Source organism: Corallococcus sp. CA041A (assembly GCF_003612075.1).
Classification (GTDB): Bacteria; Myxococcota; Myxococcia; order Myxococcales; family Myxococcaceae; genus Corallococcus; species Corallococcus exiguus.
In genome coordinates, this window is record NZ_RAWF01000589.1 from 1 (window position 1) to 579 (window position 579).

General features: G+C 68.9%; 2 protein-coding genes. One reads left to right on the plus strand and one right to left on the minus strand.

The features are described from left to right. The first annotated feature begins 50 nt into the window (after positions 1 to 50). Entirely contained in the window at positions 51 to 233 is a 183-nt protein-coding gene (locus tag D7V77_RS42345; protein WP_199734003.1) for a hypothetical protein, read from the plus strand. Here the strand turns inward: D7V77_RS42345 and D7V77_RS42350 are convergent. Beyond that, positions 234 to 579 (minus strand): hypothetical protein (locus D7V77_RS42350; protein WP_233597575.1); only part of this gene is annotated, 346 nt, incomplete at its 5' end.

Here is a 579-nt window from a genome sequence, read left to right on the forward strand (position 1 = left end):
AGATGTGTATAAGATACAGCTACTACGATCCGCCACTGCCCACCGCGGACATGCTCAACAACGCACTGCCGGAGGGCACACTGGAGCCCGGCGGCACGCAGGAGGGCTTCCTCTACTTCCAGGGCGTGGCCCACCGGGAGGACGTGGTGACGCTCCAGTTGAACCTGGTGGACGCGGAATCAGGGGCGCCGTTCGGTTCGCTCGGCATCCCCTTCCAGGTGAGCACGAAGTAGCTAGTGCAGCAGCGTGCTGGGCGGCGCGTAGGGGGAGCGCCCCCCGTCGTGCGCCAGGTCGAGCAGCGGTGCGTCCTCCGGCTGCCCCAGCGCGCGCCGCACGTCCGCGCCCTTCACGGGCAGGCCCATCAGCGGCCCCACCAGGAACAAGTCCAGCGCGCCGGTCAGCAGCGGCAGCAGGCCCGTCAGCGCCACCATCGCGCCCCGGGGCGTGCCCGTGCCCAGCCCGCCCAGGACCATGCCCGTGCCCGCCAGAATCCGAATCCACCGTCCGTTGCGCGAATTGATGAAGCCGACCATGAACACCTCCCCACGCCGAAGATGAACACGCGGAAGGGAGCGACCA

Coding starts and splice junctions, on each gene's coding strand:
- D7V77_RS42345 (WP_199734003.1), top strand. CDS start 51: ATGCTCAACAACGCACTGCCGGAGGGCACACTGGAGCCCGGCGGCACG.